This is a genomic window from Proteus sp. G2300 (genome assembly GCF_009915965.1).
Classification (GTDB): domain Bacteria; phylum Pseudomonadota; class Gammaproteobacteria; order Enterobacterales; family Enterobacteriaceae; genus Proteus; species Proteus vulgaris.
This window is the reverse complement of sequence record NZ_JAABNK010000014.1, coordinates 133,309-158,003: the sequence shown is the minus strand read 5'-3', so window position 1 is coordinate 158,003 and position 24,695 is coordinate 133,309. Positions and strand designations below refer to the sequence as shown.

Genomic DNA, 24,695 nt, shown 5'->3' with positions numbered 1-24,695 from the left:
TGCAGGAAATCTGATTATGCTAATAAAAAACCCTTTAGCCCACGCGGTTACATTAAGCCTCTGTTTATCATTACCCGCACAAGCATTACCCACTCTGTCTCATGAAGCTTTCGGCGATATTTATCTTTTTGAAGGTGAATTACCCAATATCCTTACCACTTCAAATAATAATCAATTATCGCTAAGCAAACAGCATGCTAAAGATGGTGAACAATCACTCAAATGGCAATATCAACCACAAGCAACATTAACACTAAATAATATTGTTAATTACCAAGATGATAAAAATACAGCCACACCACTCACTTTTATGATGTGGATTTATAATGAAAAACCTCAATCTTCCCCATTAACGTTAGCATTTAAACAAAATAATAAAATTGCACTAAGTTTTAATGCTGAACTTAATTTTACGGGGTGGCGAGGTATTGCTGTTCCTTTTCGTGATATGCAAGGCTCTGCGACAGGTCAACTTGATCAATTAGTGATCACCGCTCCAAACCAAGCCGGAACACTCTTTTTTGATCAAATCATCATGAGTGTACCGTTAGACAATCGTTGGGCAGTACCTGACTATCAAACACCTTACGTAAATAACGCAGTAAACACGATGGTTAGTAAAAACTGGAGTGCATTATTGATGTACGATCAGATGTTTCAAGCCCATTACCCTACTTTAAACTTCGATACTGAATTTCGCGATGACCAAACAGAAATGGCTTCGATTTATCAGCGCTTTGAATATTATCAAGGAATTCGTAGTGATAAAAAAATTACTCCAGATATGCTAGATAAACATTTAGCGTTATGGGAAAAATTGGGGTTAACACAACACGCTGATGGCTCAATCACAGGAAAAGCCCTTGATCACCCTAACCGGCAACATTTTATGAAAGTCGAAGGTGTATTTAGTGAGGGGACTCAAAAAGCATTACTTGATGCCAATATGCTAAGAGATGTGGGCAAAACGCTTCTTCAAACTGCTATTTACTTGCGTAGCGATTCATTATCAGCAACTGATAGAAAAAAATTAGAAGAGCGCTATTTATTAGGTACTCGTTATGTCCTTGAACAAGGTTTTACACGAGGAAGTGGTTATCAAATTATTACTCATGTTGGTTACCAAACCAGAGAACTTTTTGATGCATGGTTTATTGGCCGTCATGTTCTTGCAAAAAATAACCTTTTAGCCCCCACTCAACAAGCTATGATGTGGTACAACGCCACAGGACGTATTTTTGAAAAAGATAATGAAATTGTTGATGCAAATGTCGATATTCTCAATACTCAATTGCAATGGATGATAAAAAGCTTATTGATGCTACCGGATTATCAACAACGTCAACAAGCCTTAGCGCAACTGCAAAGTTGGCTAAATAAAACCATTCTAAGCTCAAAAGGTGTTGCTGGCGGTTTCAAATCTGATGGTTCTATTTTTCACCATTCACAACATTACCCCGCTTATGCTAAAGATGCATTTGGTGGTTTAGCACCCAGTGTTTATGCATTAAGTGATTCACCTTTTCGCTTATCTACTTCAGCACATGAGCGTTTAAAAGATGTTTTGTTAAAAATGCGGATCTACACCAAAGAGACACAAATTCCTGTGGTATTAAGTGGTCGTCATCCAACTGGGTTGCATAAAATAGGGATCGCGCCATTTAAATGGATGGCATTAGCAGGAACCCCAGATGGCAAACAAAAGTTAGATACCACATTATCCGCCGCTTATGCAAAATTAGACAACAAAACGCATTTTGAAGGCATTAACGCTGAAAGTGAGCCAGTCGGCGCATGGGCAATGAATTATGCATCAATGGCAATACAACGAAGAGCATCGACCCAATCACCACAACAAAGCTGGCTCGCCATAGCGCGCGGTTTTAGCCGTTATCTTGTTGGTAATGAAAGCTATGAAAATAACAACCGTTATGGTCGTTATTTACAATATGGACAATTGGAAATTATTCCAGCTGATTTAACTCAATCAGGGTTTAGCCATGCTGGATGGGATTGGAATAGATATCCAGGTACAACAACTATTCATCTTCCCTATAACGAACTTGAAGCAAAACTTAATCAATTACCTGCTGCAGGTATTGAAGAAATGTTGCTTTCAACAGAAAGTTACTCTGGTGCAAATACCCTTAATAATAACAGTATGTTTGCCATGAAATTACACGGTCACAGTAAATATCAACAACAAAGCTTAAGGGCAAATAAATCCTATTTCTTATTTGATAATAGAGTTATTGCTTTAGGCTCAGGTATTGAAAATGATGATAAACAACATACGACCGAAACAACACTATTCCAGTTTGCCGTCCCTAAATTACAGTCAGTGATCATTAATGGCAAAAAGGTAAATCAATTAGATACTCAATTAACTTTAAATAATGCAGATACATTAATTGATCCTGCCGGCAATTTATATAAGCTCACTAAAGGACAAACTGTAAAATTTAGTTATCAAAAACAACATTCACTTGATGATAGAAATTCAAAACCAACAGAACAATTATTTGCAACAGCTGTTATTTCTCATGGTAAGGCACCGAGTAATGAAAATTATGAATATGCAATAGCTATCGAAGCACAAAATAATAAAGCTCCCGAATACACAGTATTACAACATAATGATCAGCTCCATGCGGTAAAAGATAAAATAACCCAAGAAGAGGGATATGCTTTTTTTGAAGCCACTAAGTTAAAATCAGCGGATGCAACATTATTATCCAGTGATGCGCCGGTTATGGTCATGGCTAAAATACAAAATCAGCAATTAACATTAAGTATTGTTAATCCTGATTTAAATTTATATCAAGGTAGAGAAAAAGATCAATTTGATGATAAAGGTAATCAAATCGAAGTTAGTGTTTATTCTCGTCATTGGCTTACAGCAGAATCGCAATCAACAAATAGTACTATTACCGTAAAAGGAATATGGAAATTAACGACACCTCAACCCGGTGTTATTATTAAGCACCACAATAACAACACTCTTATTACGACAACAACCATACAGGCAACACCTACTGTTATTAATTTAGTTAAGTAAATTTCGTAACTTTTAAACTAAAGAGTCTCGACATAAAAATATCGAGACTCTTTTTATTAAAAAATTAAAAACAAGTTAACGAATGAATTAATTATTTGAAAAATAAAAAATAAATCGATAGCTTTATTATTGATAATAAATGTGTTGTGCTCGATGATTATTTTGTTATTCTCTGCGCGGATGCTTGGATCAATCTGGTTCAAGCATATCGCAAGCACCAGAACGAAAAAAGCCCCGGGTAATATATTCATATTAACCGAGGTGGACTCAAACACAAACAATTTGTTTCTGCCTCCCTTTTTATAGGAGTGTAAGAGGAAATGAAAAAATACTCTTTAATCGGACTAATGATCGTGAAGATGATAATATCGAATCACGTATTATTAGAGCGTAAATATCTTATTGACTCATACCAAACAATGAATATTTAATTATTCAGGTTAAGATAGCTTTTACTTTATATTAATCTTGTGGGGCAGTGCCCCCCACAGTTTCCATCTTCAATTATTGTGTGTTTATCTCAGCACCCTGACTTATAAGAAGAGGTAACAATAATCTGTTACTTCTTATTATATTAAATATAAAAAAAGCCGACCCCTATTTTTGGTCGGCTCCTAGATAGGAAAATATTGCGCGGAAGGCATATAAAGCGCAAGAAAAACAACAAAGCGTCAATATCAAAGGTCTAGCAATTTTACAAAAGGTTTAAAACTTCACTTCCTGCTAATAAATAAGCACCTGCACCATAATCCATATTATGTTCAAACTTCACTTCACGAGGGTTAAATGCTGGAAGTTGAACCCAACCTATCATGCCATTGTCATGAATACAGGTTTGTAATGCCGACCATGCTTTATTTAAAGCAGGAAAATAAATTTCTTTCTCTAATATTCCCTGATTAATTCCCCATGCTAATCCATAACAAAATAGCGCAGTTGCTGAGCTTTCTGGTGCAGGAAAATTATCAGGATCGAGTAAACTTGTTCGCCAAAAACCATCTTCATGTTGATAATCTAGGATGGATGTCGCTAATTCTTTAAACAGTGCAATATAACGTTCACGACCATGATAATCATCAGGCATATATTTTAAAATACGCGGTATCGAAGCTAAGACCCAACCGATACCACGACTCCAAAATACTTTTTCACCGTTAGCTTCGCGTAATTCATTACCTTGCCCATCAGGAATATAGCGATGATCACGGAAGATAAGCCCTGTTTCAGGATCACGTAAATGCTCAATCGCATCCCAATAAGCTGTATGCATGTAATCTAAATAGCGTCGTTCACTGGTCATTTCAGCTAATGCAGCAAATCCAGGAGGCGCCATAAAGAGAGCATCACACCACCACCAGTCTTCACGACCCGGTTTAGGATCATTAAGCATAATATCGAATGCTTTGATTGTTGGTTCAATTACTTCAGAGTGCTCAAAAAGCGGGCTGATAGCCAAATAAGCTTGTGCACAAACATGATCATCTGCAAAACGTGCGTTGGGACCTGTTCTAAACCCAGTATGTAAAGTGTAATTCAGCACACCATTGAGATACTCTTCATCTTGCGTTGCCTGCCATGCTGCGCTTACACAACTCCATAAAACACCGCGTTCCCAATCAGTATCTTTAATAAAACGGGTTTTACCACTACGACGGCGAACACTACGAACTTGATTAGCCGATTGATAACGATACACTCGCTTCATGTTTTGTAATACAAGCTCTCTTTGCAAAGTATCTGTATTAGCGTGTTCCATCCTATTTCTCCAAGAAATTAACGAGCTAACCAACCACCATCTACAGCAATTGTGTATCCATTAACATAATCACTAGCTTTAGAGGCTAAGAAAATGGCAGGGCCAGCAACATCTTCGGGGGTTCCCCAACGTCCTGCAGGAATACGTTCTAAAATAGCGGCATTACGCGCTTCATCAGCACGTAACGCTGCTGTGTTATCTGTTGCCATATAGCCTGGAGCAATCGCATTTACATTGATGTTGTATTGAGAAAGCTCGGTTGCTAATGCTCGAGTTAATCCCATGACTGCAGATTTACTTGCTGTGTAAGAAGGTACTCGAATACCGCCTTGATAAGAGAGCATAGAAGCGATATTAATTATTTTTCCACCTTCACCTTGTTTCACAAATTGGCGAGCCACTTTTTGTGATAAGAAAAACAGTGTTTTTTGATTAATATCAATCACATCGTCCCAATCTTTCTCACTAAATTCCAAAAGATCTTCACGACGAATAATCCCTGCGTTATTCACTAAAATATCAATGCGCCCCATCACCGAAACGGCTTCATCAACTAAAGCATCTAGCCCATCTTGTTGCATTAAATTCTGAGTAATGTAATGAAAACGGCGACCTAATGACTCTACTTGTTGACGAGTTTCTGGTGCATCTTGAATACCCACTCCCACAACATCAGCACCCGCTTGAGCTAAACCTACAGCCATGCCTTGACCAAGTCCTGTATTACAACCTGTGACGATGGCAACCTTGCCACTTAAATCGAATAGATTCATAACAATTAACCTCTCAGGTGTGACTTTATAGCCACACCTTTTTATATGTAGGGTAAAAATAAAACGTGACTATTTGTGGTTATTTCAGATCTTTCATTGCAACATGATCCATATCGTGGAAAACCTGGTTTTCACCCACCATTCCCCAAATAAAAGTATAAGAAGCTGAGCCCACGCCGGAATGAATTGACCAGCTAGGGCTGATAACTGCTTGCTCATTACGAACAACCAAATGACGAGTTTCCGTTGGTTCCCCCATATAATGGAAAACCACGTTGTCATCTTTCATATCAAAATAGAGATATACTTCCATACGACGTTCATGAGTATGGCAAGGCATGGTGTTCCATAAGCTGCCTGGTTCGAGAACCGTCATTCCCATGGATAATTGGCATGTTGGCAACACTGAAGGATGTAAGAATTTATAAATAGTACGAACGTTGCAATTTTCCGTATTACCTAATTTTTCAGGTGATGCTTGTTGTTGAGTAATTTTACGTGTTGGATAAGTGTGATGCGCTGGCGCACAGTTCATATAAAAACGAGCCGGTGTTTCCACACTATCACTCATAAATTCAACACTTTTAGCACCCATTCCAATATAAATGGCTTCACGAGAGCCTATTTCAAACACTTCGCCATCAACAACCACTTTACCAGCACCACCGATATTAATGGCCCCTAACTCACGTCTTTCTAAAAAGAAATCTACGCCTAGCGCTTTACCAGCCATTAATGCTAAAGGTTGAGTTGTGGGGACAATTCCCCCAACAATAATACGATCTATATGGCTATAAGTGAGATTCATTTCCCCTTCACAGAATAGGTTCTCAATCAGGAACTCCTTACGAAGACCGTCTGTATCAAGCCTTTTAGCATGTTCACTATGAATTGGCTGACGAATTTCCATTATAAATACCTCATTTTTACTGATGGGTGCATAACTGAAAAAGCTATGCATTTTCCCCGGATACAGAGTAAATATGATTTCCTCTGATGAATGTATCGGTGAGATGAAAACACTCATCCACCACAGCAAAGCTGGCTTGTCGCCCTACTTTGATATAACCCAATTTATCGCCGATGCCGAGATACTCCGCTGGGATGGCACTCGCCATTTGTACGGCTTCCCACTCAGGTACATGGGCAAGTTGCACCATATTTCGCAATGCGCTATCTAAGCTACAAGTACTCCCAGCCAAAGAGCCATCGGCCGTTTTTGCCTGACCATGAGTAACACTCACTGTTTGTGCACCCAGGGTATAATCACCATCAGGCAATCCCCCTGCACGCATACAATCAGTAATTAACGCGACTTGTTGATAGCCTTTCATGCGATACGCTAATTGCATCATCACGGGATGAACGTGAATGCCATCGGCAATCAACTCCGCTAATACATTGTGATATAACACAGCACCACAACATCCCGGCTCACGGTGATGAAGTCCCGTCATGCCGTTATACAAATGCACACCGCAATCGGCACCATGTAAAAAAGCATCTGAAGTTTGCTCGTAAGTTGCCGCTGTATGCGCCACACTTGGTTTAATACCTCGATTGACCAACCAATCAATCGCTTCTATTGAACCTTGTGCTTCTGGCGCAACAGCGACACGCAATAATGTGTCACCAGCACTTTCAAGCAGTGTTTCTAACTCTGATATTGTTGGTGCTTTTAGATATTTCACCGGGTGAGAGCCTCTATGACGCTCGGTAAAATAAGGCCCCTCTAAAAAGCTTCCAAGTAACAATGCGCCCGACGTTTGTGGTTTTGATAAAAACTCACGCACTTGTGATAATGCGAGGCGAATATCATCTATAGGTGCAGTAACGGTTGTCCCCACCCAAGCAACAACGCCTGTTTTTACTAAAGCATCAGCAATGGTTTGTAACCCATGTTCAGTCGCATCCATGACATCCGCACCTTCACGGCCATGAATATGGATATCCACAAAACCGGGTAATAACGATTTCCCTTTTAGGCGAATAATAGGGCAATCTGTTGGTGCGTGAGTGGTGATCGATTCAATGACATCGCCCCTAACACAGACATAACAGAGATAACGAATGCCTTCAGGCGTAAACGTTCTATCTGCCAAAATGGCGTATCGCTGACTCATAAGCCGTCTTCTTCATCAGCGTCATTGCTGTCTATTTGTGCCAATTGCTCACGAATATCTTGAATACTATCTTGACCTATTTCGCGTAACGTTTGCACTAACTCTGACGTTGAACATCCTTCTCGTTCAAAAGCCGCATTAACAATCATCGGTAGATTCACACCCGCTAACACTTCAACAGCAGGATTTTGCATCATAATGGCCATTGCCCGATTACAAGGGGTTCCACCAGGTAAATCTGTTAAGAACAGATATTGCTGACATGACATTGAGTTAATCGCTTCACGCATTTTTTCTTCAAGTTCATCAGGAGAAATTGACTCAACAAAATCGATAAATGCAATATCTTCTTGTTCACCGGCAATCGCTTTTACGGCTGATGCCATGCCAGAGGCAAAATTAAGATGTCCTGAAACAATAAGACCTATCATGAGTGACTCCTTGCGGGCAACAGAAGACTCTCCTGCCCGTTTATAGCAAGTTAATAATGTATTTCGATTGACAATAACGACGGTGGTAAAGGCTCTCTGTTATAAGAATCCTAATACGTGGCCGACAACGCCAAATGCAAGAGTTGAGAAAATCAATACCGGAGGTTTACCCCAAAAACCGGTGCTTTTTACCATTTTGTACATCAAGAAAACTAAGCACAGAGGCAGTAAATTCGGCATGATTTTGTCAAAGAGCGCGGTTTGCAATTCAACCACTTTCCCTCCCAGCTCTAACGAGGCGGTGGTTTGCACCTTGATAAAGGTCGCAGAGAGCGCTCCAATGACAAAGATCCCCATAATATTGGCGGCTTTAGCCAGTTTTTCAGTAGCATCACTCATATTGACCATCGCTGCTGTTCCCGCGCGATAGCCCATAAACATCAGCCCGAAATACACTAAAAAGTGTACAATTTGGTATAAAAAGAAGAAAACAAAAGGCCCCGCAATCGAACCTTCCATTGCAATAGATGCGCCCAATGCTAAGGTCAATGGCATCAAGGTCATATGGTCAATAGCATCACCTATCCCCCCTGTTGGCCCCATTCCTGCAACTTTCATCACGTTAACAGTAGACGGTTTTTCTTTGTTTTCTTCCATTGCCACCGCTGTGCCTAATAAAAAGGTAAACAGCTTAGGACTGGCATTGAAAAATTGTAGATGGTTTTTCAGTGATGTTGCATAGTCACGTTTATTATTTCCATGAATTTTCTTTAATGCTGGGATAATTGAGAAGGCAAACCCACCACCTTGCATACGTTCAAAGTTAAAGTTACCTTCCATAAATAGACCTCGGAATGCACACTTCCAAAGATCACCTTTAGTGATAACTTTTCTGACGGTGGTATCTTGATACTCATCAATGCCATCAATCAAAGAACCCGTTTCTGGTTTATCCTGCGTTTTCAATGCGGTGCTGTTATCAGATACCATCTTCGAAATCCTCATTTTGCTGATTTGTATTTTTGTTGTTACCACTAAAGAAGAAATAGAGCGCGGCGGCTGATGCACCTAAAATAGCGACAGCCATAATTGGGAGTTTTAAATAGGTTGTCATGACGAAACCAATGAAGAACACACCTGCAACTTCTTTTGACCACATGATTTTCAACAACATGGCGAAACCAATAGCAGGAACCATCTTCGCACCGATACCTAATCCTTCTAACAAGACTTTTGGTGTATTTTCATCAATCCACTGAGCCGCATGCTCACCGAAATAAACCGTCACAAAAGCCACTAAGGCGTAGAGCAATGAACGCACCGTAATGGTGATAATAAGCAACCGTGAAATACCCGCCGCATCGGCTCTTTCAGCATATCTATCCGCTTTTCCCATCGTGAAAGCGGTTACAGCAAAGAAGCCAATCACCAACATTTGCATTAACACTGCAATTGGCATACCAATACCCATAGCAACTTCAGGTGATTGCTTTGTCATCACAGCAAAAGCAACCGCTGCAATCGTACCTAAAGTCACATCAGGTGGCTGAGCGCCTGCGTTAGGAACCAATCCTAGCCACGCGAGTTCTAACGTTGCACCTGCAATTAATCCAACTTGCATATCACCCATAATTAGGCCAACAATAGGCCCTGTAATTAATGGTCTGTGAATATTTAATGCAACGTCATACTTATCTATACCGCAAAAGAAGGCCCATAAAGCCACTAAAGAAGCTTCAAAAATCATAAATCATCCTCAAACCTGCTAATGCAGGTTTTTTATCCAGGAAATTATCAGGCTGATGCGAGCGCTAATACATCAACAGGTGTCTGATCGGGGGTGTTTTGGATTGTGCAAGTGACGCCGTTTGCGACAAGGCTTTTAAACGCATCAATATCTGTTTCGTCAACGGATACCGTTTTCGCAATTTGGCGTTTCCCTTCATGAAAATGCATATTGCCAACATTACAGTGAGTAATGGGCACTCCACCTTCCACTAAACGGGCAACATCTGTCGGGTTATTACACAAAACAAAAATTTTCTGACGAGGTGATGCTTTACTAATCACATCAATCGTTTTTTGAATAGAGAAGAAGCGAACTGCGTATTCACCACCGGCTGACGCTTTCATTCCTGCTTGCATAAATGCGGCATTAGGACCTTCGGCTGCATCATCATTAGCCACTAAAATCAGGTTTGCTTCTGTATGTTTACCCCATGTAATGCGGATTTGACCATGGAGTAAACGTTCATCAATGCGGGTCCAGACAATATTCGGTGTGTTCATGATTAGCTCTCTTATTATATTTTATTAATTTAAAACAGACTGTGTGTCGTCTTTTTTGTGTGAGAACGGATAAATTGTGACGCCTTGTACAACGCGGTTGATTTCTCCTGTCGGAGACGGGTTATCAGGCGTATTCCCTAGTGCAATGGAACTGTGAAATGCGAATGATTGCGCCAACATCAAGTAAGGGAACAATAGCGCCACATCAGGACAGTTCTCTAACGCAGGAATATAAACAAAACTCTCAGGCGAAAAAGCGTTATCATTTCGTGCGGTGATCGCGATCACCTTGCCTGATGCATTATCGTGAATAACCTCTCGTAATAAGTCAGTCTCATATTGACGTGTATAAGGATCATTAGAGAAAAACATCACCACTAAAGTTTCTTTATTTACGATAGACTTAGGCCCATGTCGAAAGCCTAATGGAGTATCAAAGCTTGCAACCACTTTACCCGCTGTAAGCTCTAACATTTTCAACGCGGCTTCTTGGGCTAAACCTTGCAAGCCACCACTTCCTAGATAAATAACCCGTTTAAATTTACCTGCGTATTTATCCCGAATAATTTGATTTGCTTTATTAAATTGCACTTTATAGTGACTAAAAAAGGGAGCGATAGAATCACTAAAGACGTTATCCCCTAAAAAAATAGTCACAGCCGCCATCATCATGGATGAAAAGCTAGAGGTCATCGCTAAAGAACGATCATTTGATTCTTCAGGCATCAGTAATGCCAATGCGTAGCGGTTATTCTGGCAATACTCATAAAGCTTGCCATTTTCATTACATGTCAGTACTAAGTGATAACACTGCGATAAGCATTCAGTCGCAACATCTAACGCTGCCACACTTTCAGGGCTATTCCCTGAACGTGCAAAAGAAATCAATAATGTTGGGATATCTTCTGCTAAGTATTCTTGTGGGTCAGCCACTAAATCGGTTGTTGCAATCGCATCGACTCGACGTTTTGTATGACCACTTAAAATAGGGGCTAATGCTTTTCCAGCAAACGCAGAAGTGCCGGCGCCCGTTAAAATAATTCGCGCATGAGGTACTGCAAGCGCTTTATTTAAAAAGGCTTCAATATCGGCACGTTTTTCTTTCACTGACTGCCATGTTTTCTTCCAACATTCCGGTTGTTGCTCAATTTCTTTCGCAGTCCAAAATGCATTCAGTTGCTCTAATTGAGCGGTCTGATAACTTAAATATTCCATGGTTTCCCTCAATTAATGGACATAGCACGCATCGGCATACACCGATAACACATCACGAATTTTCGCAATAACAAACGATTCAGGTGTTCCGTCAATCATGCCTTCTCTAAATTGAGTAAATTGATAAGGCAGATATTGGCTCAGTAGCGGTAGTGGAATGGGTTTAACGGATAAGTTATCCATTAGCGTGTCGATAGCGTCATTAATTTCAGCATCGGGCCAGTAATAGCGAATGCGATCGCTAAAACTATACACTCGGGCAAAAGCTTGTTGACGCTCATCACCATGATAATATTTTTGCCAAAATCCTGGCTCACGGCACATCAGTTGTTCCATTTTTTCACGCAATTTTGAGCACTGTTCTTGCGGAAATAAAGTTTCTTCAATGGCACAAAGTGCATATAAACCTTCACGCATAGCAAACGTGAGTGCAGGCCCAACTTTTAAAATAGCAAAGTGATCGTGAACTAATTGTTTATAAGCTTCTTTAGTTTGGTAATCCGTTGAGTGCGCTTCAAAAACGAGATGAGAATAATCGTTTACGACTTGGCTTAATGCTTGTGCATCTTCAGTCTGATAATCAATAATACCCGTATGATCAAATTCGACACCCGGTTGAACCACTAAACCAATCACACGTGTCCAACAATCACCAATGCCCGCATCTTGAAAAGCTTGGCGATGACACTCTAATGTTTTACGCGCAGCAGCAGGTGAAGTCACTTCAACGGTATCTAGCTCTTCAGCAGCACCACCAGGAACAGGCACTTCTGTGCCAACAACATAAACAATATCACTAGAGCCGAAGGCCTCTTTTGCTGTGTTTTCTGCAATGACAGCCAAACGTGCTGCACGAGATGCCACAATTTCATCAGTTAAAGGAATAGGATCGTCAGCGCAAGACATACTGCAATCAAGGTGGATTTTTTTGAAACCAGCGGCAACATAATGCGCAATCAGCACATCCGCATTTGCCATCGCTTCTTTAGCGTTAAGATGTTGCCAACGATTAGGCCCTAAATGGTCACCACCCAGAATAAGTTTCTCGATAGGAAAACCGACTTTTTCAGCCTGTTCAATAACATATTGGTAGAAGTCAGCGGGAGTCATTCCCGTATAACCACCAAACTGATCAACCTGATTAGAGGTGGCTTCAATTAGCAGAAAGGAATCATTATCCAGCGCTTGTAATAGAGCTGCTTCTATTACTAAAGGATGGGCAGAACAAACAGAATAAATACCATTCTGTTTGCCTGATTTGTGTTGCTGAACAATCTTTTCTAAAGGATGCATTAAATACTAACTCCATAATCAACACCGGCGGTGTTGCTAATGGAGTTAGCAAATTACGATGCCTTATCGTCGACGATAATTACTTCGATTTTGTGATCTTTCAGTTCCTGAATATATTCTTCAGGAATACCTGAGTCGGTCACTAAAATATCGATATCACCAAATTCTCTGATCATATGACAGCTGCGTTTACTGAATTTCGTAGAATCTGCAACCGCAATAATCGTTTCTGAGATATCACACATTAAACGGTTAAGACTAGCTTCCTGTTCATTGTGTGTAGTAATACCAACACGTAAATCGAATCCATCAACGCCTAGAAAAACCTTATCAAAACGGTAATTTCTAAGACTATTTTCAGCTTGTGAGCCTGAAAAAGACAACGCACTTTTTCGCAATACACCACCGGTCATTAATACTTCCACACCTGAGGTATTTGCTAACTCCATTGCGACATCCAGACCGTTAGTCATGACCACTACATTTTCGCGCGACTTTAAATGTGTCGCGATTTCGCGAGTAGTTGTCCCCGAGTCAAGAATGACGGTGTCTCCATCCTTTATCAGCGTTGCGGCTGCTTTCCCGATTAATGTTTTTATGCCCGCATTTTGTCCACGTTTTTCGTGGATACTCAATTCGGCAATAAATCCTGTATTAGGAATTGCTGCACCATGAGAGCGAACGATATAACCATTTTTCTCAAGAAAACTTAGATCGCTGCGGATAGTGACACTTGAGACTTTAAATAATTCAGCAAGATCTTCGACTCTGGCTTTACCTTGCAGGTTTACCATATCGAGGATCTCCATACGCCTCTCAACTGCCGCTTTCACTTTCGTCTCCTTACGAAACCAAAAGACTTTCTTTCGATTGGTTTCGAATGTAGTTTACTACGCCAATTTTAACCGACAATGCAAAAAAACAAAACTTTTGATCTCTTTCACAAAGTTTCGATTCATCATCGAATGCTTACGATTATTTTCGTGTCATTTCAATGATAGCCTTCAGGCCATCAGTTTCCAATAAATAAAATGATATAAGGCAACACTATACTTATGATTACACCATATATAGCTAGATAAAACACAATAATGTAGATTTAATTTCGCTACATTTCACAAAATACAGATTAAAACTTCACTGAATTCATTTATTTTCGAAAAGTAAATCAAAATAAATAGCTTATTTAGTTAATTGAATATGAAATAGTATCAAATCGAAAGAATTTTTTTCGAAAATAACGGTACTTATCTTTCGAAAAACACTTTCATTTACTTTCGATGTTTCGTATTTGTGATTTTAATCTCTTTTGTTTTGATAAATTTTACGTAATGTAACAGGATAAAAAAGAGACTCAGGAAATGACTAATGGCATTAAATCAACCTGCTTATTTTCATATAATGGCAAAACCTACAAGCTACCACTGTAATATTAAGTGTGAATACTGCTTTTATCTGGAAAAAGAAAATATTTTTCAAGATGAAACTAAAGAAACAGGTCACACCGTGATGCCAGATGGTGTACTACGTCGTTATATTAAAGACTATATTCAGTCACACGGTGGCGAACAGGTTGATTTTTCTTGGCAAGGTGGTGAACCCACACTTGCCGGATTAGCCTTCTTTGAACAAGTCGTCAAATACCAAAAGCAATTTGCTAACGGTAAAACGATCACAAATAGTGTACAAACCAATGCCATTGCCATTAATCGCCAATGGGCGCAATTCTTTGCAGATAACCACTTTTTATTAGGGGTTTCAATTGATGGTATTGAAGCGGTTCACGATAAATATCGTATTTCTGTCAATGGAAGCCCTACTTTTGAAAGAGTAAAGCGTGCAATTAAGCTACTCAATGAATATGGTGTTGAATTCAATACACTTACTGTCGTTAATGATCAAAACTGGAATAAAGGAAAAGAAACCTACCAAGCCTTAAAAGAGTTAGGTTCAACCTTCTTTCAGTTTATCCCCATCGTCGAAGTCGATAGACGCTTTCCTCATACTCATGGCGGGCATTATGCGCCTGGACCCAATGCCCAATTAGCGCCGTTTTCAGTTCCAGCTGAAGGTTACGGGCAATTTATGACAGACGTATTTAATGAATGGATACGACAAGGCGACATCGGGAAAATATATATTCGCTTATTTGACAGTTTACTAGGCACATGGATGGGCTATCCTGCATCAACCTGTATTCAATCTAAAACCTGTGGCCAAGCATTGATCATTGAAGCCAATGGTGATGTTTATTCTTGTGATCACTATGTCTACCCCGCCAATAATTTAGGCAATATTCATCAAAATAGTCTTGCTCATTTGGCCACATCAAAACAGCAACAGCGCTTTGGCCAAAATAAATATGATAAACAAACGAGCCTTTGTAAGCAGTGTGAAGTACAAAGCTTATGTTATGGCGGTTGCCCTAAACATCGCATTATTGCTATTGAAGGCGAAAAATATCGCCATAACTACCTATGCCGCTCTTATAAAAAAATATTTCATCATACGGCGATAGGTATGCAATTAATGCAACAAGCTATTTCTCGTGGGGGTCTTGCTAGTGACGCGCTTCCTGCAATGAAAAAAAACTATCTAAAGTAACCCTTTTTTATTTTATCTTTTTATTATGGAGACAATCCGTGATCTTACCTTCTGTTAAAAAAAGCTTACTCGCAGGGCTGATTGCTACATCATGTTTAAGCATCCCAATATCAGCCAATGCTGGTGGAACACCTGAAAAGCCCAATATTTTACTCATCGTGATGGATGATTTAGGCACAGGACAACTTGATTTCGTACTGGATACCCTAAATGCTGATGAATTAGCGCAACGACCAACACCTGCGCGTTATGAAGGCGATATCAATAAAATGATTGAAGCCGCACGCATTTCGATGCCAAATGTCAGTGAAATGGCAACAAATGGTGCCAAAATGACCAATGCATTTGTTGCCCACCCTGTTTGTGGTCCTTCTCGAGCAGGTATCTTTACGGGGCGGTCCCCTGCAAGCTTTGGCACTTACAGCAATGACGATGCTATTTTAGGTATTCCCCAAAATATCAAACTATTACCTTCACTTTTCCAAGAAAATGGCTATGCCACTGCAAGTATTGGTAAATGGCATAATGCAAAAGTGATCCGCAAACCGAAAATTAATGAAAGTAAGCAAACTCGCGATTATCACGACAATATGATCTCAACGCCAGAAGCGGGTTATGCACCTCATGAACGTGGTTTCGATTATGATTTTAGCTATTACGCATCGGGCGTGGCTTTATGGAATTCGCCAGCATTTTGGCGTAATGGTACTAATGTTCCAGCGCCGGGCTATACCACGCATCTATTAACAGATGAAACACTAAAATTTATTGATGAGCACAAAGATAAACCATTCTTTATTAATCTCTCCTACAGTGTTCCTCATATTCCGTTAGAACAAGCGTCACCAGCTAAATATATGGAGAAATTTGATACAGGTAATGTTGAAGCTGATAAATACTTTGCTGCCTTAAATGCAGCCGATGAAGGTATCGGCCAAATTATTACAAAATTAAAAGAAAACGGTGAGTTAGAAAATACGCTGATCTTTTTCTTATCAGATAATGGAGCTGTTAATGAATCACCAATGCCAATGAATGCAATGGATAAAGGATTCAAAGGACAAATGTTTAATGGTGGCGTTAGAGTACCTTTTATAGCCTATCAACCTGGTACTATTCCTGCGGGTACAAAAAGTGATGCGATGATCTCCGCTCTTGATATTTTACCGACCGCGCTACATACAGCAGGTATTTCTATTCCAAACAATTTAAACGTTGAAGGAAAAAACATCATGCCTTTACTTAAAGGCGAAACAAAAAAATCTCCTCACAACTATCTTTATTGGGCAGGCCCAGGCACTAAACATTACAGTGAAGAAAACCAAGAATTTTGGCATGGGTATCACCAATGGATAACCTACCAACGCAAAACACCGCCTACGAATCCTAATTTAGAAAAACTCTCTAAAGGTGCCTGGGCTGTACGTGACGGCGAATGGGCACTCTATTTTTATGATGATGGGAAAAATCAGCCTCAACTTTTTAATGATAAAGATGATCCGGCTGAATCAATCGATCTGGCTAATCAAAATCCACAAAAAGTAGCAGAATTAAAGAATGCTTATTATCAGTGGATAAAAGATAAACCGAAACCCGTTCTTTGGGGACAAGATCACTATCAAATACTAGTGGATTCTGCAAAACCTTAATATTCAACTTCCGTTTTGTTTCGCAAGGATGCGTCTTTTTTCTGAGATACGAAAATGGCTATTGAAATTGCATCTTCAGCACGTCCAAAACTCCCTTATGAGCATCCAAACGTAAAAATTTACCGTCGCTTATTTAAGGAAAATATTATACGACGATTAGTCAGAAAATCGGCTTATCGTCGCTATGATAAAACAATTACTGACTTTTTTAATGACGAAACTCAGTCACTTTTCTCTTTATGTGAAATGTTGACACAATACGTCACTCAGGCTTTTCATCATTATCAAGTCTGGGGTTATTCACATGCCTATTATCCAGGAAGTCCGGGTCAACAGACCGTAAGAACGGATGCCCTTGAAGGTGTGAGTCGGGTTCTTCCTCTATTGGCAGCATGGACTGTCAGCAGTAAAAAAAGCACCTTAATGGGATTAAATCACCAAACCTTTAATTTACCATTAATGATCAAACAAAGCTTTATTCATGGTACTGATCCACTTCATAAAGGATATTGGGGAGAACTTGAAAATTACGATCAGCGAATTTGTGAAGCTGCCGATTTAGCACTCACACTTTGGATAAGCCGTGAATGGGTGTGGGATACATTAACACCCGTAATACAACAACAAATTATTACTTGGTTCGAACAAGTTAATCACTGTGAAATTGTTGATAATAATTGGCATTTTTTCCCACTTACTGTTCAATTTGTCATTAAAGCACTTACAGGAAAAGATACCATTGCTCATTGGCGTTATGAACGATTAAAAGAGTTTTATGTTGGTGATGGATGGTTTCGTGATGGTGCGAAAGGTAATTATGATTACTACAATGCATGGGGTTTTTACTATTCGCTATATTGGTTAGCACAAATTGATCCCCAATTTGATACCACATTTATTACTCAATCACTTAATACCTTTAATCAACATTATCTTTATTTTATGACCCCAAAAGGTATTCCTTTCTTTGGTCGTAGTGCCTGCTATCGCCTAGCGGTTTCCGCACCATTATTAGCCGGAGTTGATTTACAGTGCCCTTCCGTCAAAGTTGGTGAGGCAAAACGTGCCTTTGAAAGTAGCTTACGTTATTTCATTTCTCAAGGTGCATTAAAAAATGGTGCACCTACACAAGGTTTATTTACTCACGATCCCCGTTTAGTTGATAACTATAGTGGTCCTGCCAGTAGTTTTTGGTCATTACGTGCCGTGATTATTGCGCTTTATTGTGCTGAGCGTATCAATTTATGGCAAACTCCCTCGCTCCCTTTACCCATCGAAAAAGATAACTTTCGTTTCGACATTCCCTCTATTCAAGCATTCGTCAGTGGCGTAAAAGCAACACAAGAGGTCAACGTTATTTTTTGCGAAGATTATACAACTCAGCAAACTCCATTAACTCGCCGTTTAGAAAAACAGACCTTAGCACAAAAAGTTGCTGAAACCGTGATAGGACAGTCAAGACGCCCAAAAAATAATTTGTTACGCAAAGGGATCACCAGTTATAGCTCTAAAATGGCACATTTTTTCTAACCTACTTTCATTTGCTTTCAGTGCGAAGGGTATAAAAATGTGATTTAGATCTTTTACCTTTCTATTTCTTTCGTTTATTATAATTCGTAATTAAACGAAAGATGAGAGGCAAACATGTATCTGGTTTCTACTCGTAATATGCTCAATAAAGCACAGCGTGAAAATTATGCTGTGCCTGCTTTTAATATTCATAATTTGGAAACCATTCAAGTTGTGATGGAAACGGCAGCTGAGATGGCATCACCTGTTATCTTGGCTGGTACACCAAGCACGTTTGCTTATGCAGGTAGCGATTATTTGATCTCTATTTGTCAACAAGCAGCTGAACAATACCGAATTCCTGTTGCACTGCATTTAGATCATCATGAAGATATTCCTGATATTTGCAATAAAGTCATTTCAGGTGTGCGTTCTGCCATGATTGATGCCTCTCATTTTCAGTTTGAAGAAAACATTCGTATCGTCAAAGAAGTGGTTAATTTCTGCCATCATTGGGATTGTACTGTAGAAGCTGAATTGGGTCGTCTGGGTGGACAAGAAGATGATCTCGTTGTTGATGCTAAAGATGCCCTATTCACTGATCCTGATTCAGCAGCACAATTTATTAAAGCAACGGGCATTGATTCACTGGCTGTAGCAATCGGCACAGCACATGGTATGTACAAACATGAACCACATCTTGACTTTAATCGCTTAGCGATTATTCGCCAAAAGACCGATATTCCGTTAGTTCTTCATGGTGCATCAGGGATCCCTGATAATGATGTACGCCGTTGTATCGATTTAGGCATTTGCAAAGTTAACGTTGCAACTGAACTTAAAATTGCTTTCTCTAACGCAATTAAGCAGTATTTTTTAGATAACCCTGATGCAAGTGATCCTCGTCATTATCTTGTACCAGGCAAAGCCGCAATGAAAGCCGTAGTTGCAGATAAAATTCGCGTCTGTAAAAGTGATGGGAAACTGTGAAAATAAAGAGAACTGTCGCCATTATTGGCGAATGTATGATAGAGCTTAGTGGTCAACCTTTTTTACCCCAACAACAGCGTTTTGGTGGTGATACATTAAACACAGCACTGTATTTAGCGCGGCTTATCCCTACATTACATCCGCACTATATAACAGGTTTAGGCACTGATACTTACAGTGCCTTAATGCAAAAAGCATGGGAAGAAGAAGGGATCAACTGCCAATCTGTCATGACTATTCCTGAAAAACTCCCAGGTCTATATGCCATTGAAATTGATGCTTGTGGTGAGCGTAGCTTCCATTATTGGCGTAGTGACGCTGCTGCACGTTATATTGCAACTGATAGTCGCTTTACCGCACATCTCAATGCATTACCGAATAATAGTGTGATTTATCTCAGTGGAATTTCTCTTGCTATTTTAACGCAGGAAGGAAAAGAATCGCTACTCACACAATTAACCCACCTTAAACAGCGCGGGATCACCTTAATTGTGGATTCTAATTATCGATCTCGCTTATGGGATTCAATACCTCATGCGCAAGAATGGTTTGAAAAACTGTATAAGCTTAGCGACATCGCCTTAGTCACGGGTGATGATGAACAAATACTTTGGCAGCACCCCTCTTTAACAGAACAAAACATTGCACAACGCCTACATCAATGGGGTAATCAGAGCGTTATTGTCAAACTGGGGGCCAATGGTGCTTTTTGGTCTGATGGCCAAAATACGGGATATATTTCGCCCAACCCCATTGATTCTGTTGTTGATACTACAGCTGCAGGCGACTCGTTTAATGCAGGCTTTATTGCCGCTTGGCTACAAAATCACAGCTTACCCACCTGTTGTATATGGGGTAATACTTTGGCAGGACTGGTTATTCAACACCATGGTGCCATCATTCCTCATCAAGTTACTGATTCATTCTATACACTCATTAAGGATAACCATGACACAGTCAATTGTTGATACACTTTCATCACTGAAAGTGATCCCCGTGATCCAAATTAATCGCGCCGAAGATGCAATCTGGCTGGGTGAAATTTTAACCCAAAATCAACTTCCTGTTGCCGAAATTACTTTTCGTACTCCTGTAGCCGCTAAAGCGATTAAGCTAATGCATGAACACTTTCCTGAACTTATATTATGCGCAGGAACTGTATTAACTGCGCAACAAGCAGATATAGCAAAAGAAGCTGGAGCAAGCTTTGTTATATCCCCGGGTTATAACCCAAGTACAGTCGATTATTGTCTGAATAATGGCATTGACATTGTGCCGGGAATTAATAACCCAAGCCAAATCGAAGTTGCCCTTGAAAGAGGCCTCACCTTACTTAAATTCTTTCCAGCAGAAGCCTCTGGCGGTGTAAAAATGCTAAAAGCGCTTGTAGCACCTTACACACAAGCGCAATTTATGCCAACCGGCGGTATTAGCTTAAGTAATGTCAGTGATTATCTTGCTATTCCACAAGTCGTCGCTTGTGGAGGAAGTTGGGTTGCTACAGCAGAGACGATTGATAAACAAGATAAAGAGACCATTGCTAATCATATTCAAAATATCCACTCATTACTAAAAACAAATAAGGGATAAACAAAATGAAACAGGTTGCCGTTTTATTAGCGGATGGATTTGAAGAAGGTGAAGCCGTTGTTTTTATTGATATCATGCGTCGCCTTGATATCCATGTTGATGTACTTTCTTGTATGGATACCCTAGTATTGAATACCTATTTTGAAACTAAAATCAGTGCTGATTATCTATTAACAGAAAAGCTGACACACAGTTATGACGCCATAATGATGCCGGGTGGCCCTAAAGGTACCGATCGTTTATGCGCTAACGAGCAAGTTATTCAATTTATTAAACGCCATATTGCTGAAGATAAATATATTTGTGCGCTATGCTCTTCTGGAGCAAAAGTATTAGCTGCACATCATCTTCTTGAAGGTCGTAATTACAGTACAGGTGATAAATTGGCAGATAAATATGATGATGGCAATTATCTTGATCAAGATGTCGTTGTCGATGGAAAATTTATCAGTGCAAAAGGGTTAGGTGTTAGCTTTGAATTTGCCTTTACTGTGGCTAAACATTTACTCAGTGATAATGTCCAAAAGGTCGATTGGCAAGCTAATCATATTTATTTCAAACACTGGCCATTAAGCTACCTTCAATAATTAAACTTAATTATAATTTATAGAAAGAGGAGTTAATCTTCTTTCTATTTATATATAAAGTAATTACCCTCATAAAAACGTTAGATTAACCATAAATTTCTTTCTAATACTTTCTTTTTACTCATATTAAAAACACTCTCATAAAGAGCTTAATTTAATCAATTATTATGTTATTTTCTTTTTAACATAAAAATCCCATTCAAATATCACTCTCAATTTTATAAAAAAAATTACGATAATGGTATTTAAACAATAGGAATAATTAAAATTCATTTATTTCCTCATTAATTACACTTAATAAAATAAAGACCCGAAACTAATTAAATGGAAATATTCAAAATTAAAATAAAAAATCATAATAGATAAAAAAGATTATAAAACCCAAAAAACACCTATTATTAATTTAAATACAAGAAATCATAAATATTATAATTGTACTATTTTTAGTAATAGTAACATAAATTAAAAAGTAACCAATTATTACAGAGTAACTCTCAAATTAAAAAAATAAAATAAAGTGAATAATAAAATTATAGTGATAAAACATGAGGATATAATACAATTAAATGGTCATATGATGACAAAAAAAGAATAACTCTCATTATACTCTATGAAATGCAAGTAAAAACACTTATATTTAATCACTAAAGTCGCAAATCAATTAATAAGATTTATCTGCATTAAAAATACTTATTACCCTAGCCTCTCACTTACATTCTGTTTCAATTACCAACACTAATAAATATTAATCTTCAATAAAATAACTGTCATAAGTTTTATTAATTATTATATTACAAGGTGTATAAATGAATATGAAACCGTTTGTTATTTCATTATTATTAGTTTCTTTTGGCGCACAAGCATTGATTATCAATGAAAATAATCCACCAGAATATCAATCTTTTAAATCGAATTATTCTGATATGATTGAATTGGCTAATAAATCACGTTTACCACATCGTATTTTCTATACTTCACCAAGCACAGGTAGAAATGCATTATGGTTTGATGCGGTTAAACATGGTGATTTAAATGAAGTTAAAAAAATGCTTGCTAATGGTCAAGATATTGAAGCCAAAGATACTGGTAGCTTAGACCAAACTGCACTAGGTTGGGCTGCATTTATTGGTGATGAAGAGATGGTTGATTATCTTATTTCTCAAGGTGCTAATTTATGGGCTACAGATAAAGGTGATGTTTATAATGTCTTTAAGTCAGCAGTATTAGGAAATAATGTGAATGTAGTAAAAAAAATTCACGCCCTAATGAGAAGTGATATTGAACTCAATAATCAAAGAGTAGAAAGTGATGGTGAAACTTTTGTTATGATTGCTGCAAGCAATAATCGCATTGATACTGTAAAATATCTTATTTCTAAAGGCGCAGATGTTAATCTTGTTACCACAACACAAGATACATCTCTATTTTCTTATAATCATAGTGCATTAAGCTATGCTTGCCAAAATAATCTTAAAGACATGCAAATACTACTGATTAAAAATGGTGCCATAAATCATAGAACAGGAACTACATCCTGTGACTAATTCCCAAAATGCCATCTTATATAAGATGGCATTCCTACTATTAATTATCATCTTTTAAAATAGAAATTTAATTAAAAAATAAATCAATAAAAATATAGCAATACTATTTTTCAAATTATTTTTTTCTTTCTAAATATTACTATCTCACTGGGTTGTGCAATCGATTCTTTATCCTCAAAAATTATAAAATCTGTTTTTTTAGCCTCTAAAATAATACTTTGAGGTGTAACACCGAGAATATAAGAAATAGTAATCAATTGATCTACGGTTATTTTTAAATGTCCATTTTCTAATTGAGAATAATGTAATATACTTATTCCCAACCTTTCAGACATCTCATTTTCCGTGATCTTCAATTGTCTTCTTATCATTTTTATTCTACTTCCAACTTTGGTGTTAATCATCCCATTATTCTCCTTCTTTTATTAGATGATTATATCGATAGAACACCGAATTACAGTTTAAAAACGATTACATCATAAACTGAAGACACTTAATCATTAATTATAGAATGCTAGTAACACTACTTATTTTTATTAACCCTGTTAATAAGGTTATTCCGATATTTTAAATTTAAAATAATTTACATTTCTATAGATTATTTTAAAATAACTCACATTTAGAGTGACTCCATAGTATTAAGCACTAAAATAAAAATAAAATATTTTCCACTTTAACTGATTATATTTATTGGTTATTTTTAATTTTAATTTATTTTTTATAAAATTATTTACATATTATTTTCACATAAAAATACATTAGAATTTATTAATAATTTAGCAACAATAAGAAATAAAAATGATAAAATAAACTTGCATTAAATATGGTGAAAAAGAAATACCTCAATATACTGAGTATTGTGACGAACGTGAAAAAACCTTTAAAAAGATAGGGAGATAGATTTTACTTCCTGCGTTACTCTTACTATTTATGCTTGCTTCAGGAATATGTAGCTTCTATCAAACACTCGTTGAAGTGGTTCCAATTTATAGTTGTGCCACAACAATGGGACACTATTTTATTGGTTTAGGATTTACTTTAGATATAGTATTATTCGTGCTTATCGTGATCACCACAATTTTTTCTTTCAAAAATGTAAGAAGCCCCCACTCTTGATATTAGCCTTCTAATAGCGAATATTGCATTAAAGGAAACTATGATTTTATTGATGTACAATGTATTCTAGATATTACTAGAAGTATTTTCCATGTGGTAATTTGGATATCTTATTTTAAAATCTCCGTTCACATTAAAAGCACTTTTGTGAATTAAAAAATAAAGCTG

Annotated in this window: 22 protein-coding genes; 10 read left to right on the top strand and 12 right to left on the bottom strand. The window is 38.1% G+C overall.

The window, feature by feature from the left end; all coding sequences use genetic code 11:
* Positions 1 to 16 precede the first annotated feature (16 nt).
* A complete protein-coding gene (locus tag GWI97_RS08515; RefSeq protein ID WP_115370714.1) occupies positions 17 to 3,058 on the top strand; it encodes a chondroitinase family polysaccharide lyase in 3,042 nt (1,013 codons plus the stop codon).
* 694 nt (positions 3,059 to 3,752) lie between these two features.
* Here GWI97_RS08515 and GWI97_RS08510 read toward each other — a convergent pair.
* From GWI97_RS08510 to agaR, 11 genes are all read right to left on the bottom strand, one after another.
* Entirely contained in the window at positions 3,753 to 4,814 is a 1,062-nt protein-coding gene (locus GWI97_RS08510; RefSeq protein ID WP_036935067.1) for a glycoside hydrolase family 88/105 protein, read from the bottom strand.
* 17 nt (positions 4,815 to 4,831) lie between these two features.
* Positions 4,832 to 5,587: a 2-dehydro-3-deoxy-D-gluconate 5-dehydrogenase KduD gene (gene kduD / locus GWI97_RS08505; protein WP_036935070.1), complete on the bottom strand. Its 756-nt coding sequence runs from the start codon at positions 5,585 to 5,587 to the stop codon at positions 4,832 to 4,834.
* 79 nt (positions 5,588 to 5,666) lie between these two features.
* Positions 5,667 to 6,497, bottom strand: coding sequence for a 5-dehydro-4-deoxy-D-glucuronate isomerase (gene kduI, locus GWI97_RS08500; protein ID WP_036935072.1), 831 nt, complete (start codon positions 6,495 to 6,497; stop codon positions 5,667 to 5,669).
* Positions 6,498 to 6,540: 43 nt separating this feature from the next.
* Positions 6,541 to 7,710 (bottom strand): N-acetylglucosamine-6-phosphate deacetylase, encoded by a 1,170-nt coding sequence (gene nagA, locus GWI97_RS08495; protein ID WP_036935074.1) that lies wholly within the window; start codon positions 7,708 to 7,710, stop codon positions 6,541 to 6,543.
* A complete protein-coding gene (gene agaF / locus GWI97_RS08490; protein ID WP_036935076.1) occupies positions 7,707 to 8,141 on the bottom strand; it encodes a PTS galactosamine/N-acetylgalactosamine transporter subunit IIA in 435 nt (144 codons plus the stop codon). The genes nagA and agaF overlap by 4 nt, the downstream gene beginning before the upstream one ends.
* Positions 8,142 to 8,240: 99 nt before the next feature.
* Entirely contained in the window at positions 8,241 to 9,131 is an 891-nt protein-coding gene (locus GWI97_RS08485; protein WP_023581442.1) for a PTS system mannose/fructose/sorbose family transporter subunit IID, read from the bottom strand.
* Positions 9,121 to 9,888, bottom strand: coding sequence for a PTS N-acetylgalactosamine transporter subunit IIC (agaW, locus tag GWI97_RS08480; protein ID WP_036935079.1), 768 nt, complete (start codon positions 9,886 to 9,888; stop codon positions 9,121 to 9,123). Before agaW ends, GWI97_RS08485 begins: the two co-directional genes overlap by 11 nt.
* A 47-nt stretch (positions 9,889 to 9,935) precedes the next feature.
* Entirely contained in the window at positions 9,936 to 10,430 is a 495-nt protein-coding gene (gene agaV, locus GWI97_RS08475) for a PTS N-acetylgalactosamine transporter subunit IIB (protein WP_036935083.1), read from the bottom strand.
* 24 nt (positions 10,431 to 10,454) lie between these two features.
* Positions 10,455 to 11,645: an SIS domain-containing protein gene (locus tag GWI97_RS08470; protein ID WP_036935086.1), complete on the bottom strand. Its 1,191-nt coding sequence runs from the start codon at positions 11,643 to 11,645 to the stop codon at positions 10,455 to 10,457.
* Positions 11,646 to 11,657: 12 nt separating this feature from the next.
* Positions 11,658 to 12,938: a tagatose-bisphosphate aldolase subunit KbaZ gene (kbaZ, locus tag GWI97_RS08465; protein WP_036935088.1), complete on the bottom strand. Its 1,281-nt coding sequence runs from the start codon at positions 12,936 to 12,938 to the stop codon at positions 11,658 to 11,660.
* Positions 12,939 to 12,991: 53 nt separating this feature from the next.
* The gene (agaR, locus tag GWI97_RS08460) at positions 12,992 to 13,771 is read right to left on the bottom strand and encodes a transcriptional repressor AgaR (RefSeq protein ID WP_036935089.1); all 780 of its coding nucleotides are present in this window, start codon (positions 13,769 to 13,771) and stop codon (positions 12,992 to 12,994) included.
* 535 nt (positions 13,772 to 14,306) lie between these two features.
* Between agaR and GWI97_RS08455 the strand changes: the two genes are divergently transcribed.
* The 8 genes from GWI97_RS08455 (at position 14,307) to GWI97_RS08420 (ending at position 23,411) form a co-directional block, all read left to right on the top strand.
* Positions 14,307 to 15,542, top strand: coding sequence for an anaerobic sulfatase maturase (locus GWI97_RS08455; protein WP_036935092.1), 1,236 nt, complete (start codon positions 14,307 to 14,309; stop codon positions 15,540 to 15,542).
* A gap of 38 nt (positions 15,543 to 15,580) precedes the next feature.
* A complete protein-coding gene (locus tag GWI97_RS08450; RefSeq protein ID WP_087803165.1) occupies positions 15,581 to 17,191 on the top strand; it encodes a sulfatase family protein in 1,611 nt (536 codons plus the stop codon).
* A gap of 54 nt (positions 17,192 to 17,245) precedes the next feature.
* Positions 17,246 to 18,721 (top strand): DUF2264 domain-containing protein, encoded by a 1,476-nt coding sequence (locus GWI97_RS08445; RefSeq protein ID WP_036935098.1) that lies wholly within the window; start codon positions 17,246 to 17,248, stop codon positions 18,719 to 18,721.
* Between the two features lie 114 nt (positions 18,722 to 18,835).
* On the top strand, positions 18,836 to 19,690 hold the full coding sequence (locus GWI97_RS08440; protein ID WP_161751907.1) for a tagatose bisphosphate family class II aldolase: 855 nt from the start codon (positions 18,836 to 18,838) through the stop codon (positions 19,688 to 19,690).
* A complete protein-coding gene (locus GWI97_RS08435) occupies positions 19,687 to 20,658 on the top strand; it encodes a sugar kinase (RefSeq protein ID WP_072024196.1) in 972 nt (323 codons plus the stop codon). The genes GWI97_RS08440 and GWI97_RS08435 overlap by 4 nt, the downstream gene beginning before the upstream one ends.
* A complete protein-coding gene (locus GWI97_RS08430; protein WP_036935104.1) occupies positions 20,639 to 21,280 on the top strand; it encodes a bifunctional 4-hydroxy-2-oxoglutarate aldolase/2-dehydro-3-deoxy-phosphogluconate aldolase in 642 nt (213 codons plus the stop codon). The genes GWI97_RS08435 and GWI97_RS08430 overlap by 20 nt, the downstream gene beginning before the upstream one ends.
* A 5-nt stretch (positions 21,281 to 21,285) precedes the next feature.
* Positions 21,286 to 21,867 carry a DJ-1/PfpI family protein gene (locus tag GWI97_RS08425; protein ID WP_036935106.1) on the top strand — a complete coding sequence of 194 codons (582 nt, stop codon included), beginning with the start codon at positions 21,286 to 21,288 and terminating at the stop codon, positions 21,865 to 21,867.
* Positions 21,868 to 22,673: 806 nt separating this feature from the next.
* Positions 22,674 to 23,411 (top strand): ankyrin repeat domain-containing protein, encoded by a 738-nt coding sequence (locus GWI97_RS08420; protein ID WP_179951908.1) that lies wholly within the window; start codon positions 22,674 to 22,676, stop codon positions 23,409 to 23,411.
* 110 nt (positions 23,412 to 23,521) lie between these two features.
* On the opposite strand, the gene GWI97_RS08415 is transcribed toward GWI97_RS08420, so the two are convergent.
* Entirely contained in the window at positions 23,522 to 23,815 is a 294-nt protein-coding gene (locus tag GWI97_RS08415; RefSeq protein ID WP_036935109.1) for a helix-turn-helix domain-containing protein, read from the bottom strand.
* Positions 23,816 to 24,554: 739 nt separating this feature from the next.
* Between GWI97_RS08415 and GWI97_RS18590 the strand changes: the two genes are divergently transcribed.
* Positions 24,555 to 24,683 carry a DUF2569 family protein gene (locus GWI97_RS18590; protein WP_115370967.1) on the top strand — a complete coding sequence of 43 codons (129 nt, stop codon included), beginning with the start codon at positions 24,555 to 24,557 and terminating at the stop codon, positions 24,681 to 24,683.
* The last annotated feature ends 12 nt before the right edge of the window (positions 24,684 to 24,695 follow it).